Genomic DNA, 13,190 nt, shown 5'->3' with positions numbered 1-13,190 from the left:
ACCTTAATTACTCTCCAGCTACACACCTGATTTAGTTCAATTAAATCAATGGATTAAATTAGAATCAAAGCTGTATATTAAAATACTATACAATCATTTATTGTTATGTGTTACCGTTGCATGTAACCATGTCTATATACATTAACAATATCTATTATTAGCCGTATTTTTATGAAGAAAAAAAAATTTGCAACATTAAGAGCTTGGAATAGAAAACGAAATTATGTAATGAAAGATATTCGCTATTATTTCAACTTGTTTATAGAAAAAATCCTTTGGGATAAATCTAAAAAAACAACTATTGATTTCAACTCAGTAAAAACAATACTAATTTTGCGCAATGAAGGAAAAATAGGTGATGTCATTGTAGATACGGCTATTATAAAGATACTATCTCAACACGGCTATATAATTGATATTTTAGTTACATCAACAAATGACTCGATATTAAAATATAATAATAATATAAGAAAAATATATATTGCCAATAATATAAGTCTTAATGATTTCATGAAGAAACACAATCACAATGTTAGTAAGGACGTTGTGAGAAAATTAAATGAAAATAATTATGATCTAATCATAGATCCATCTATGTTTAATATTCCTATACATAGACCTAGGCTTTTAAAAGAAATTTCAGCAAAAAACGTTATTAGTTTTAATAAGAAAAGTTGGTTAAAACATTATAGTAAATCAATTTATTTTGATTATAATTTAGATCATATAAAAAAATCATATGAGCTATTATTAGCAGAATTTAATATTAATGAGGAAAGCATAGATTATGATATTTGCTATCCCAATGATATTGATGAAGAAATAGAGAGTTATTTATTTACTCTACCTAAAAACACTAAGAATATCATAATAAATATATTTGCTGGTAGTGATGACCGTTGTTTATCTTTAACTCAAGCTAAAGAAATAGATGAAAAATTAAATTCCCTCTATAATGATATTAATATTATTATTTTAGATCATAAAAAAGTAATACCAGACAATACATTTAACCATGCAAAAATATATATACCAAAATCACTACAACACACTATTGCATTGATCTCAAAAGCAGATCTTGTTATATCACCCGATACCTCTATTGTGCATATTTCTGCAACATTCCGACGCCCTCTAGTAGCAATATATAAAGATGCTATCCACAATAATAAATTGTGGGGACCCGGCTATGATAATTCTCAACAGATTTTCGTTTCTAATGCAAAAACATATGAAGACAATAATATTGTTGAACAAATAATAGCTGCATCAGAGAAATATTTAGCCCCAAAATAGCAGTAACTCTCTTTATAAAAGAACTACTAAAATAATAAAAAAATACTCAGATAAAATATAAGGCACTTTTGAAATTTCTTATCTTGTAATTTTAAATAGAGTTACTCAATAAAAAAAAGCCCCTCTCCAGAGGGGCTGCAAAAGACAGGGATGGTGTCTATGGCAAGGAAAAAACTTCGTTGTTGCTACTTACTCTCTAACTAGGTACTGCTTTACTACACTCTTACTTCACTACTGATTCTGTTGACCTTGTTGGTCAACAGATGACATTTGCTGTTGGTAATTCTTTTCCAACTGCGCTTTCTGTTCTGGGGTTAACAGCTGATACATTTGGTTATGGACTTTCGCCATTTCAACATGGCGCTCAATTGCTTGTTTATCCATATCTTGCATCTGTGCTCTTACAGCCGCTTCATCAAATTTCTCAGCTGTGACTAATTTATGCATATTCTCATGACGCTGACGGAAATCTCCGTTATATCTGTCTTGATGATGCTGGCGCATTAAATCGCGCATTTGTGTACGTTGTTGTTCAGTTAATGTAATTCCGTTAAACATATAGGAGTCGCCGTAGCCGTTCCCCATCATATGTCCACCGTTATTCATCATATGACCACGTTGTCCACGGTGACCTCTATAATCATGGTCGCCATGCATTCCATTGCCATAACCACAGTGGTAATTACCATTATACTGTTGCTCAGTAGGCGGATTGGTATTTGTAGTTTCAGCTAATACCATCGTCGGAGCTGCCAAAAACATTGATGCTAGTGCAACTACTGCTACTTTACGCATTGCTTCACTCCTAATTCGGTAAATTAATACCGACCTAATTAATATGACTTCAATGTGTATAATTCATATGTGTAATTCTTTGCTATGTGGATTACTATACCGTTGCGGCTGCAAACTAGCGTCAGAGCGTGTAAAAGAACGTAAAGTCATAGATTCGCGCTATTTATTATCGTATTTTTCTCTTGGAGGAATTGACGAATGCATAAAATCTTATTAGTGGATGACGATCGCGAATTAACATCGCTATTGAAAGAACTGCTTGAAATGGAAGGCTTTAATGTTGTAATCGCCTCTGATGGCGAACAAGCACTTAAACTTTTGGATGCTTCTATCGACTTGTTATTACTGGATATCATGATGCCACGTAAAAACGGGATTGAGACACTCAAAGAATTACGCCAAAATTTCCAGACCCCTGTCATTATGTTAACGGCAAGAGGCAGTGATCTTGACCGAGTACTTGGCTTAGAGCTAGGTGCTGATGACTATTTACCAAAACCTTTTAATGATAGAGAGCTTGTTGCACGTATCAGAGCTATTTTGCGTCGTTCTAATTGGAGCGAACAAAAACAGACTGACAGCAATACATCTCCAACATTACAGGTCGATAAGCTACAACTTAATCCTGGTCGACAAGAAGCAAGTTTTGATAATGAACCGCTAGAGTTAACAGGAACTGAGTTTACTTTGCTTTATTTACTTGCTCAGCATTTAGGACAAGTCGTATCTCGTGAACATCTAAGCCAAGAAGTACTTGGCAAGCGCTTAACACCGTTTGACAGAGCGATTGATATGCATATTTCTAATTTACGCCGTAAATTACCAGAAAGAACAGATGGACAACCTTGGTTTAAAACGTTACGTGGCCGTGGTTATCTGATGGTTTCAATAACTTGATAAATATTCTTTATGATAAATAGTCTGTCAGCGCGCATTTTCGCAATATTCTGGCTGACGCTAGCATTAGTTCTTGTGCTAGTTATGATGGTTCCAAAGCTGGACTCGCGCCAGCTTACCCCTCTTTTAGAGAGTGAATACCGTCAAGGCGTTATGCTAGAACAACATATAGAAGCAGAATTAGCTCAAGATCCCGCTAACGATCTCCTTTGGTGGCGTCGATTAATTCGTGCTATTGATAAATGGGCACCACCTGGTCAACGCTTAATTATCGTGACCAGTGAAGGCCGTATCATCGGCGCTCAACGTAATGAGATGCAGGTTGTCAGAAACTTTATTGGTCAATCTGATAACGCCGATCATCCTAAAAAGAAAAAGTATGGTCGTTCTGAGATGTTAGGGCCCTTTTCTGTAAGAGATGGTGAAGATCATTACCAACTTTATCTCGTACGTCCTTCAAGTAGCCCTCAATCTGACTTTATCAACTTATTATTTGATAAACCGCTATTGCTACTCATATTCACCATGCTTATCAGCACACCATTATTAGTATGGCTTTCTTGGAGCTTAGCAAAACCTGCAAGACAACTTAAAAATGCGGCCGATGATGTTGCTAAAGGTAACCTCCGCCCTCACCCAGAGCTAGAGACTGGTCCTCAAGAGTTTTTAGCAGCAGGCACCAGTTTCAATCAGATGATAAGTGCTCTTGAACGTATGGTTGAAGCACAACAACGTTTAATTTCTGATATTTCTCACGAGTTACGAACACCATTAACACGCTTACAATTAGCTAGCGCATTGTTACGCCGTCGTAGTGGAGAAAGTAAAGAGCTAGAGCGTATTGAAACTGAAACTCAGCGGCTTGATGGCATGATTAATGACTTGCTGGTTCTTTCTCGTAATCAACATAAAAACGAGTTATTACGTGAAACAGTAAAAGCCAATGAATTGTGGGATGATATTTTAGATAACGCTAAATTTGAGGCCGAACAAAGTAATAAAACACTACAAGTGACAACACCGCCGGGAGCATGGCCTATTTACTGTAATCCATATTCTCTGGCTAGTGCATTTGAAAATATCGTTCGTAATGCCTTACGTTATTCCAACTCTCGCATTGAAGTTGCCTTTACTGAGCAGAACCAAGGTATCACCATTATTGTTGATGATGATGGCCCAGGCGTTAGCCCAGAAGATAGAGAGCATATCTTCCGACCGTTCTATCGTACTGATGAAGCAAGAGATCGTGAATCTGGAGGCACAGGCTTAGGTTTAGCGATTGTTGAAACCGCAATTAGCCAACATCGAGGCCATGTTAAAGCTGACGATAGTCCATTAGGTGGGTTAAGAGTAGAGATTTGGTTGCCAAGAGCAGGAGCGGGTAATAAATCACCAGCAGCTTAATAGAGTAATTAAACTGTTGTATCAAAATATACTGCCATCTATTGAAGAATAGGTGGCATATTCTTTTAGTTAGCGTCTAACGATGCAATTCAGAATGATCTGGCTGAATCGACCTCTATTCCGATATTTATATATACCCAATCAATGCTAAAATACCTAGCTATCACTTGACCGTCTGGTTTGAAGAGTCTACTCTCAGTGCGGTTTTTGCATATTGTTAAAGTATGCTTATATAACAAAACTCTTATATTACATATAGATAAGAGTTTTTCGAGATAAATTTTGGCGCTCTGGGGGCCGTAAACCCAGTGCGGTAGCTTTAAGAAATTTTATATTTAATTACTATAATTAATATATATGGTTGATAGAATGCAAGTTATTATAAAATATACAATTGATGAGTCAGTTATTGCTGCATATAAATATCTTTCTGAGAGTGAAGATATATATAGCAATCCTTTTTTAGAATATAATTGGGTTTTATCCATGGCAAATGCCTATGATAAAAATAATATTTTTATACTAATAAAAAATAAAAATAAATTTATAGCCGCATGTGCATTAAGAATTGACAAAAAAAAATTTCTAATGCGAGAAATTACAACACTTAGATTTATCAATAATAATATTGCTGATTATAATGGAATTATATATACAAAAAAAGAAAAAGCATCTCAAATAGCAAAGTATTTCATTAGAGCTATAAATAGTATAAAAAATATAGACTGCATAGATCTAGATAACCTACAACAAAATTGTCATGTATCTACTGAAATATTAAGTCAACTAAGATTTAACTTTAAAAAATATTATATTATTCCTCGTTCAGAATGCCCAAAACTTATTTTAGATCGTAGTGAAATAGATATATTAAAAAAGAATAAACAAGATACATTACGATGCTTAAAACGATTAGAGGAAAACTATTCTGTTGAAATTTTTGTAAATCAGAAAATAGAGGAAAAAGATTTAGAAGTAATCATGAATATTAAAGAAGATACTTATGGTAAACATGATTTATCTATTCCTCAAAACTTTAAAATATTACTAGAATCTATTAAAAATGGTATTCAATATGATTACTCCTATATAAAATGTAATAATGATATTATTGCTGCTCACTTTGGTTTAAGTGATAATGATACAGTCTATTATTATATACCGACATTTAATAGGGATTTTTCAAAGTATGCCGTTGGTAATATTTTACTTTTATCTTTAATCGAACATTATAAAAATAAAAACTATAAAACGTTTGATTTTTTAAGAGGTGGTGAATTATACAAAAAAAATTGGTCATCTGTAACATTAAAAAATCAAGAGGCATTAATATCTCTTAATAAAAAAGGATATATTTACATTACATACATAGCATTACGTCGTATTTTATCTAAGGTAAAACAGAGTGATTAATTTAAATTTCTTTAAAACAAGAAAACTACACTTCTATAAATACAATTTACATAGACCATTGCCCACTAATCAGTATAGTAAAATAATAAAAATAAATAGAATAGAAGACTTTAAATATAAAGTACCATCCTCCTATAAAAATCAAATATTAAAAGAGTTATCTTTAGGTAGTGTGTTATATTTAATCGAAGAAAATGAAGAAATCTGTGCATATATTTTCTGTTCAAATAACATTAAAAATATTATTACTGAATTAAATATAGAGATTGAATTATCTGATTCAACGTATTATGCATATGCAGCTAATACCATAGAAAAATATAGAAATAAAGGCTTATATGGTTTTCTATTAAATCATCTTATAAACCAACATTTTAATAATTTATTTATTGCCGTAGAAGATAACAACCTTATCTCATTAAGAAAAATAGAGAATGCTGGTTTTATAAGGTATTTTTCCCTATTAAAAACTCGATCTTATTTTAAAAATAAATATCTATTATGTTTATAAAGTTTATCTTCCTTGCTTTTTCAAGATTTTATTCAACATTTGTAGGACTTGTACTTTTATTATTATCAACTGAAACATTAGGTTTTGAGCAAAGAGGACAAATTGCAATTAGTATTTCATGGATGACAACAATATTTACAATATCATATCTAAGCTTAGGTCAAATAGGTTATAAAATTGTAGTTGATGATAACTCAAAGATTTCAAATGTAATTAGCATATTTTTTATATATTCACTATTAGTCACTCTATCTATTTTATTACTAGTTTATCCTATATACAAATATTTCCTTCCTAATGGAAGCATTGAAATTGAATATTTTATATTTTCCATAATATTAATTCCTGGGCTTATGCTTGAGCAGCAAATGCTTTCTCTTTTCATTGGGAAAAGAGATACGAGTATAATGAATAAAATAACAATTATAGTAAAAACATTTATACTTTTATTATCTATATTACTCATCTATCTCTTTCCTTCTAAATATCTATTTATTTCATTATTATCATTGATGTCTCTATTACTAGCATTTTCTTTTTTTTATAATTTAAATAAAGATATAAATTTCAAATTTCATTTTGACTTTACTCTTTTTAAAAAAATGCTTCTCTCTGGATTAAATTTCCATTTTTTTAATGCATTTGGATATATATTATACACCCAACTACCGTTGCTTGTTTTACCATGGTTCTTCCCTAACGATATTTATGCTAAATATGAAATAACGTTCAAATTTTTATCTCTATTAACCATAATTGCTACGACGTGTCAGTTATTAGGAATGAGAATATTTAGTAATACTGAAATTTCAAAGAAAGTCGCTTGGAAAAAATATATATCAATCGTTGGTATATATTTTTTACTTTCTTACTGTATAGTTGGTATATGCTATCTAATCAAACCCATACTTTTTAATTTTAATTTTTTTAATGAGTATCAAACTTCCTATATATTATTCCTACAGTTAGCATTATTCATTCCATTTATGAATACATCAGCTTTTCTACCTACATTATTTTTGAATTTAAATAAATTAAATTTATCAGCTATATATAATGTACTCTTAGGTTTGATTTCCTTAATCTTAATATCTACGACTATATTATTTTTTAATCCAGAAGATATCTTTAACGCTCTAAAAATAGTATATATTACTGCAGGGATATTGTTTTTGTATTTCATATGTGCTTTATACAAGAGAAACATATTAAATGATCAATGTTAATTTAATTAAAGACTATTATTCTTCTCTTATCGTAAACATGAATAGAGATTTTACTAATGCTAAAAAGGTTAGTGTAAAAATTTCTAATGGGGAAGTATTTTTATTACCATTATTACAGAATAATATTCAATCAATAGATATTGATTTTTATTTTAAGAGTAAAGACAAGAATCTAAAAAACGATTTATTAGTAAATAAATTTGTTACCGTATACTTTAAAATCATATATTCAGATTTCAGTGAAATAAATTACTATTTTAAGCAACGAATTTATAATAAATCTATTAATACTTTTATTTCTAGCCTTTCATTCGATTTATATTTATTATTAAATTTCAAATTAAATTTGGACACTCCGATTATTGAGTGTAATTTATCTCAAAAGGCAAATAATAAGAACAATAAATTTCTTTTTATAAAAAATTTATTAAATAGAATCCTTAATAGATTTTTTATAAGGGATGAATGGCTGATATTATTTGCAAAAGAAAGAATAAATCCTAAACAGCTTCATGAAAATTTCAATAAATTTATTTCACTTGGCAACGATAAAGGTTATTTTAATGCAGATCCTTTTCTCTTTAAAAAGGATGATAACTATTATATTTTTTATGAAAAATGTAAATTATTACGAGGTAAAGGAATTCTCGTTGCTAAAAATATAAAAGATAATAAAGAATTCCCTATATTAGAAGAAAACTATCATCTATCTTATCCAAATATTTTTGAATATCAAAATAAAATATATCTAATTCCACAAGGTGATAACTTTTCGATTGATCTCTATGAGTGTACATCCTTTCCCAATAAATGGAGAAAAATACATACTTTAATTAAAAGTAAAACTCTTCATTTTTCTGATACTAATATTTACTTTCAAAAGAATGATATCAAAATAACCACATCAATTTACTCTCATGCAAAAGATAGTAATAGATGTTTGCTAGAATGGAATATTTCAAATTTATTAAATGCAAATTTAAATCTAGAGGATGCCATTATTACCCGTATAGGGGACGAAGGATCAAGAAATGCTGGGAATTTAAAAGATTCCAAAATGGCATTATATCAAGACTGTGCTATATCTTATGGTGAAAATTTAATTAATAAAGAAGATTTATATGTAATTAATCCTCCAAAAGGTTATTCTGGCATACACACATATAATACTATTGATAATATTACTATTATTGATTTAAAGAAAAAAAAATATGGTTTGTTTTTCTAACTGGTTAATGATATGACATATCGATTTCTGTTTACAACTTACTTTTCTTTATATTTTTTTAAAATAGCAATACCTGGAGGAGCGATTTTCTACGCACTAAGCTCATTAGTTGGGCTATTATTTATTCCTTATGCATTACGTTTTAAGCTTAGTATGACAATGCTTCTAATAGTTACTATATCTTATATATTAGTTTGTGTTGGTTCTCATGATAGATACCTTGAATCTTATTTTTCTCTTTATATTTTAGCTATTTCCAATATTAGTATATTCTCTTATATCTACTTTTTAGTTTTAAAAGGTGATAGATTTAAGCTAAATAAAATAAAAAATGATATAAAAAATATTGGTTTAATCATATTTATGTTAATTTTCATAATGGAACTGAAAGTTGGAGGATTAGTAAAAGTTGATTATATCAATTTATTTGGTGTCGATATTAATAGAAACTCGGTGCATCCAATAGTTTTATGCTTTCTTTATATTTATTCCACCTTAACAATTTTATTAAAATCTAAAAATGAGCGATTAAAATTCAATCATGCATTCTTTATATTAGCAGTTATTATTATGATTTTATCAAATAGTAGAGCAGCTCAGGCAGCATCATTATTAGTTTTTGTATTTTATCTATTTTCTAGTTATTCATTTCAAGAGCGATATTTAATCCTCTCCCTTATAACTATTTTTGGTATGTTTTTTATCTTGTTTGTAGATTTTTCCTTTTTAACAGAAAGATTAAATAAATCTGGTGAGAATAGTGGATTAGAAAGCAGTCGATTTATTATGTGGTCTTGTTATTATAATAACTTTGAAATAAGCCAACTTATCTTTGGCCTACATGAGGCAGGAAGAGATCAATGTGCATATTTGCCTCGTGTAATTGGTAAAAACCCCCATAATTCAATTATATGGTCAGCATCTGTATATGGTTTCATTACTCTATTTATTTTATTCGCACTAATTAAAAATCTTACACGAGCGTTTTTCAAAAAAGAATATTTATATTTTATTCTTATTTTGTGCTATATATTCATAATGAATTTCGAAAGAGCATATATAGTAAGTCCGTTAGATGTTCCTCTTCTGCTATTAATATTCTTACCTTTGCTGATAAAAAAACTAAAGTTATCATCATCTAACCAACCATTGGGATATTATATAAATTGAAAGTACTCCTTTTTTCTCATGAATATCCTCCTTGTATAGGTGGAGCAGGTTCTGTTGCTGAATCTATTTTTACATCATTTAAAAGAAAAAATATTAATGTAACCTTGCTTACTTCTTCACGAACAAATGAAGATAAAAATAACTTTATTTTTACTGAAAGAATGAACCATAAATTATGGTTTATTAGTTATTCTTCTTGGTTAAAAAAACATATATCACAATTTGATCTCATAATTTGTAATGACCCAGCAGCAATCTATAATGCTGGGAAATATTTTCCCGAAGATATATTAGCTAAAACAGTATGTTTAATTCATGGTGAAGAGAAATATTTAAATAAAAAACATTTTATTATTAATAAACTGAACTTCTCTAATTATTTTAAAAAAGCTATAAATATGGCAAAGAAAATAATTTTTGTATCTGAGTATATTAAAGATAGATATGCTGAACTCTACAATATTGAATTAGATGATAGTAAGTATAGAATAATACATAGTGGTGTTAAAGATACCTTCTCTTGTACGAAAAATATATTATCAAAAGAAAAAAACACATTCCTGACAGTTTCACGCTTAGAGAAAGCTAAGGGATTTGACACTATGTTACAAGCATTTTGTAAAGTGAAAGAATCAGGAATTGATTTTAAATGGTATATCGCTGGCAATGGTTCATACTATGAGGATTTTGCAAAAATAATAAAAAGATCACCTATAAATGAAAATATTGTTTTATTAGGCAAAATTGAGCGCTCTAAACTACCTGAAATATATCAAAAAGCTTATTATTATATTTCACTTTCAGAATTAAATGAATCTTATGGATTAAGTTACTTAGAAGCGGCAACCTGTGGTACAACGCCTATTGGCTATAATCGATGTGGGACAAAAGAAGCATTTAAATATATCGACAATGGCATATTAATCGATAACTTCAAAGATAAAGATAAGATTGGTGATATTTTATGCGAAATTTTAAAAATTAGCCAAACTCCTATAACCTCTTGTTCTAGAAGTGAATCAGACTTCATAGAGGAATTAATTAATAATGTCTTTTAAAATTTTATTTTTAGAGGAAGAATCTTTTTATAACGACATGTTAAATAAAAATTTTTTTCTCGATTGTGAATTATTTTTTAATGGCTGTAAATTCTATAGGAAACCTGAGAAACTAAAAGAATATGATTTAATTGTTTATACAATCTATTCATCCCCTATATATAATTATGTCATAACAAAAGCTTTAGAATTAGATATCAATACACTTCTACTTATGGATGGTATTTGTGAATTTAGTAATTTTACAAATAACAATAAGATAAGTTCATTAGGTATAGAAAATTATCATCCAATAATAGCCAATAATATTGGTGTTATTGGCAATACGGCAAAAAAATATTTCAATGAATTTAATATTAACTCAGTACATTACCTTCCACCAAGAGTTATAGATACTAGTATGAATGATAAAATTCCTCTAAATAAAGAAAATATATTTCTAATTACAACTGCCAATACCGCGTATTACAATGAATATGAATATAATAGATTAATATGTCTATTGAAAGATATTATTCATAGTTTAGAAAAAGATAATATAAATTTTTATTTTAGAATTTTTGATGAGAAAATTATTACTGACTTATCCATTTCTCCTGAGAGAAATCTTAATACCGGTAGTTTTCCAGAAATACTAAAAAAAATTAATTTTGTTATTACGACTCCAAGTTCAATTATGCTAACAGCTATGTATCATAACAGACCTGTTGCTATGCTACTTTATCGTGATTCACCAAATTTTATTCAAAGTGGTTGGCTTATAAGTAAAGATATTGATTATTCATCCACATTTTCATCAATGATAAGTTTTGACGAAAAAAGAATAAACTTTCAATTAAGTCAATTAGAAGATAATTTGAAGCAAAACAACAATGTTCAAGATTGTTTTACTAATATAAAAAAATCGAATTTCAAGCAAATTGCTGAATTTATTAATGTTATGAATTTAAATATGTTAAATTCTAAATTTAACTTTAATATAGAATACATCATAAGAAATATTTATAGAAAATTTATTAGAGGAAGCTCTCTAGAAAAAAAACTAAAGAAAAAATAGCATACAAAATTATGAAAAGAATAGCTCATGTTCAAGTTATACCTAAACTATCAGGTGCTCAAAAATTCTCTTTAGAGATATTTAAGAATGTTTCAAATTTTGAAAAATATATTATATGTGCAGAATTTGAAGATGAAACAGAGGAACAAAGAAATGACTTTGTCACTCATTTTAAACAAGCAAATGTAAATATAATTTGGTGCAAAAATTTAAAAAGAAAAATTGGCTTTCACGATATAAAAAGTATTATTGAATTATATAATATATTTAGAAAATATAAATTTGATGTTGTACACACAAATTCGACCAAGCCAGGTATCATTGCAAGAATTGCTGCAAAAATCGCAGGAGTAAAGAAAGTAATTCATACTGTGCATGGTATTTCCTTCCATAAAGAAGTTAATATTTTTTCTAGAATAATATTTTATTTTTTAGAAATAGTAGCATTACAATTTGGTAATACCAACGTTACTGTCAATAAAAATTATTTGAAATATTATAAATTTATGTTTTGGAAAAAAAGTTTATGTATTTATAACGGTTTAGATTTTAAAGCATTATCTACTAATAAAAATAGAATACATAACAAAGAAAATAATGATACCAAAAATATTCTTTTTGTTGGTCGTCTTGATCAACAGAAAGATCCTTTAGGATTAATAAAAATTTTTCATGAATGCTCTTTAACTAATAACAATCTTATATTAAACATTGTAGGTGATGGTGAATTAAGAGCTGAGTGTGAAGAGCTTTCAAATAAATTAAATCTAAATGAAAAAATAAATTTTTTAGGTTGGATCTCTGAACCATCTCTATTTTATAATAATGCTGATTTATTTGTATGCCCTTCTAAATTTGAAGCTTTCGGTTTTACTTTTGCAGAAGCTGCTTTTTTTGAAATACCTATAGTAGCTACTAATGTTGAAGGTATTCCAGAAGTTGTTATAAATAATAAAATGGGATATTTATATCCACCTTATAATTATAGTGATATGGCTCAAGGAGTATTAAAAATTTTAGATAATGAAGAACTCAAAAAGTCAATGAGTGAATTTGGTTTGCAATATGTAACTGATAATTTTCAGTTGGATAAATGTATAACACAATATCTAAATTTATATAATAAATAGTTTTT

The 13,190-nt window shown here is 28.7% G+C and carries 12 protein-coding genes; 11 read left to right on the top strand and 1 reads right to left on the bottom strand.

Going from position 1 to position 13,190, the window contains the following annotated elements; translation table 11 throughout:
- Positions 1 to 171 precede the first annotated feature (171 nt).
- Entirely contained in the window at positions 172 to 1,296 is a 1,125-nt protein-coding gene (locus F1325_RS00325) for a glycosyltransferase family 9 protein (protein WP_160229866.1), read from the top strand.
- Between the two features lie 231 nt (positions 1,297 to 1,527).
- On the opposite strand, the gene cpxP is transcribed toward F1325_RS00325, so the two are convergent.
- Entirely contained in the window at positions 1,528 to 2,091 is a 564-nt protein-coding gene (gene cpxP / locus F1325_RS00320; RefSeq protein WP_160229865.1) for a cell-envelope stress modulator CpxP, read from the bottom strand.
- A 198-nt stretch (positions 2,092 to 2,289) separates the two neighbouring features.
- Between cpxP and cpxR the strand changes: the two genes are divergently transcribed.
- The 10 genes from cpxR to F1325_RS00270 all read left to right on the top strand — a co-directional run bounded on the left by cpxR (position 2,290) and on the right by F1325_RS00270 (position 13,185).
- Positions 2,290 to 2,988 (top strand): envelope stress response regulator transcription factor CpxR, encoded by a 699-nt coding sequence (gene cpxR, locus F1325_RS00315; protein ID WP_023583423.1) that lies wholly within the window; start codon positions 2,290 to 2,292, stop codon positions 2,986 to 2,988.
- A 12-nt stretch (positions 2,989 to 3,000) separates the two neighbouring features.
- A complete protein-coding gene (gene cpxA, locus F1325_RS00310; RefSeq protein WP_160229864.1) occupies positions 3,001 to 4,392 on the top strand; it encodes an envelope stress sensor histidine kinase CpxA in 1,392 nt (463 codons plus the stop codon).
- Between the two features lie 369 nt (positions 4,393 to 4,761).
- Positions 4,762 to 5,805, top strand: a complete 1,044-nt coding sequence (locus F1325_RS00305; protein WP_160229863.1) for a GNAT family N-acetyltransferase — start codon at positions 4,762 to 4,764, stop codon at positions 5,803 to 5,805.
- Entirely contained in the window at positions 5,798 to 6,316 is a 519-nt protein-coding gene (locus F1325_RS00300; RefSeq protein ID WP_160229862.1) for a hypothetical protein, read from the top strand. Before F1325_RS00305 ends, F1325_RS00300 begins: the two co-directional genes overlap by 8 nt.
- The gene (locus tag F1325_RS00295) at positions 6,307 to 7,542 is read left to right on the top strand and encodes a hypothetical protein (protein WP_160229861.1); all 1,236 of its coding nucleotides are present in this window, start codon (positions 6,307 to 6,309) and stop codon (positions 7,540 to 7,542) included. Before F1325_RS00300 ends, F1325_RS00295 begins: the two co-directional genes overlap by 10 nt.
- Positions 7,529 to 8,770 carry a glucosamine inositolphosphorylceramide transferase family protein gene (locus F1325_RS00290; RefSeq protein WP_160229860.1) on the top strand — a complete coding sequence of 414 codons (1,242 nt, stop codon included), beginning with the start codon at positions 7,529 to 7,531 and terminating at the stop codon, positions 8,768 to 8,770. Before F1325_RS00295 ends, F1325_RS00290 begins: the two co-directional genes overlap by 14 nt.
- A 12-nt stretch (positions 8,771 to 8,782) precedes the next feature.
- Positions 8,783 to 9,940, top strand: a complete 1,158-nt coding sequence (locus F1325_RS00285) for an O-antigen ligase family protein (RefSeq protein ID WP_160229859.1) — start codon at positions 8,783 to 8,785, stop codon at positions 9,938 to 9,940.
- Positions 9,937 to 10,998, top strand: a complete 1,062-nt coding sequence (locus F1325_RS00280) for a glycosyltransferase family 4 protein (RefSeq protein WP_160229858.1) — start codon at positions 9,937 to 9,939, stop codon at positions 10,996 to 10,998. The genes F1325_RS00285 and F1325_RS00280 overlap by 4 nt, the downstream gene beginning before the upstream one ends.
- Positions 10,988 to 12,055: a hypothetical protein gene (locus F1325_RS00275; RefSeq protein WP_160229857.1), complete on the top strand. Its 1,068-nt coding sequence runs from the start codon at positions 10,988 to 10,990 to the stop codon at positions 12,053 to 12,055. Before F1325_RS00280 ends, F1325_RS00275 begins: the two co-directional genes overlap by 11 nt.
- Before the next feature lie 11 nt (positions 12,056 to 12,066).
- On the top strand, positions 12,067 to 13,185 hold the full coding sequence (locus F1325_RS00270) for a glycosyltransferase (RefSeq protein ID WP_160229856.1): 1,119 nt from the start codon (positions 12,067 to 12,069) through the stop codon (positions 13,183 to 13,185).
- The last annotated feature ends 5 nt before the right edge of the window (positions 13,186 to 13,190 follow it).

The organism is Proteus columbae, assembly GCF_009914335.1.
In the GTDB taxonomy this organism is placed as follows: Bacteria; Pseudomonadota; Gammaproteobacteria; order Enterobacterales; family Enterobacteriaceae; genus Proteus.
This window is presented reverse-complemented; position numbering and strand designations above follow the sequence as displayed.

What these genes read in the sequence shown, in the direction of transcription:
- F1325_RS00325 (WP_160229866.1), top strand. Translation starts at nt 172, where the DNA reads ATGAAGAAAAAAAAATTTGCAACATTAAGAGCTTGGAATAGAAAACGA.
- cpxP (WP_160229865.1), bottom strand. Translation starts at nt 2,091, where the DNA reads ATGCGTAAAGTAGCAGTAGTTGCACTAGCATCAATGTTTTTGGCAGCT.
- cpxR (WP_023583423.1), top strand. Translation starts at nt 2,290, where the DNA reads ATGCATAAAATCTTATTAGTGGATGACGATCGCGAATTAACATCGCTA.
- cpxA (WP_160229864.1), top strand. Translation starts at nt 3,001, where the DNA reads ATGATAAATAGTCTGTCAGCGCGCATTTTCGCAATATTCTGGCTGACG.
- F1325_RS00305 (WP_160229863.1), top strand. Translation starts at nt 4,762, where the DNA reads ATGCAAGTTATTATAAAATATACAATTGATGAGTCAGTTATTGCTGCA.
- F1325_RS00295 (WP_160229861.1), top strand. Translation starts at nt 6,307, where the DNA reads ATGTTTATAAAGTTTATCTTCCTTGCTTTTTCAAGATTTTATTCAACA.
- F1325_RS00290 (WP_160229860.1), top strand. Translation starts at nt 7,529, where the DNA reads ATGATCAATGTTAATTTAATTAAAGACTATTATTCTTCTCTTATCGTA.
- F1325_RS00285 (WP_160229859.1), top strand. Translation starts at nt 8,783, where the DNA reads ATGACATATCGATTTCTGTTTACAACTTACTTTTCTTTATATTTTTTT.
- F1325_RS00275 (WP_160229857.1), top strand. Translation starts at nt 10,988, where the DNA reads ATGTCTTTTAAAATTTTATTTTTAGAGGAAGAATCTTTTTATAACGAC.
- F1325_RS00270 (WP_160229856.1), top strand. Translation starts at nt 12,067, where the DNA reads ATGAAAAGAATAGCTCATGTTCAAGTTATACCTAAACTATCAGGTGCT.